The sequence below is a fragment of the Aeromonas sp. 25-AL00135 genome (assembly GCF_054052385.1).
Window position 1 is genome coordinate 1 of record NZ_JBSTYQ010000049.1, and the last position, 500, is coordinate 500.

At 46.8% G+C, this 500-nt stretch carries 2 tRNA genes and 1 rRNA gene; all 3 read left to right on the top strand.

Annotated features, from left to right (window positions below):
• A 16S ribosomal RNA gene (locus tag ACW5XC_RS20405) occupies positions 1 to 85 on the top strand; the annotation flags it as partial.
• Between the two features lie 71 nt (positions 86 to 156).
• A tRNA-Ile gene (locus tag ACW5XC_RS20410) sits at positions 157 to 233 on the top strand.
• A gap of 16 nt (positions 234 to 249) precedes the next feature.
• Positions 250 to 325: transfer RNA gene (locus ACW5XC_RS20415), tRNA-Ala, on the top strand.
• Positions 326 to 500 lie beyond the last annotated feature (175 nt).

The window sequence follows — 500 nt, forward strand, 5'->3', positions numbered from 1 at the left end:
GGCGTTTACCACGGTGTGATTCATGACTGGGGTGAAGTCGTAACAAGGTAACCCTAGGGGAACCTGGGGTTGGATCACCTCCTTACCTTAAGATGTCGTGTTGTTGAGTGTTCACACAGATTGCCTTGATTCAAGTTTAGAGACAGTACACGAAGTGGGTCTGTAGCTCAGGTGGTTAGAGCGCACCCCTGATAAGGGTGAGGTCGGTGGTTCGAGTCCACTCAGACCCACCACTTCGTTCCCGATTATGGGGCTATAGCTCAGCTGGGAGAGCGCCTGCTTTGCACGCAGGAGGTCTGCGGTTCGATCCCGCATAGCTCCACCATAATCGGTACTGAATTTTGCGAGAAGCAAAAGCCATGAGTTGAACGAAATGTTCAATCTATGTCTTTGACTTCTTTATGAAGTTTGCTCTTTAACAATCTGGAAAGCTGATTTAAAAAGTAGTTCTCAAACATTTGTTACAAGTGCTTTGGAAACTTCTTGGCGAAAACCAAATT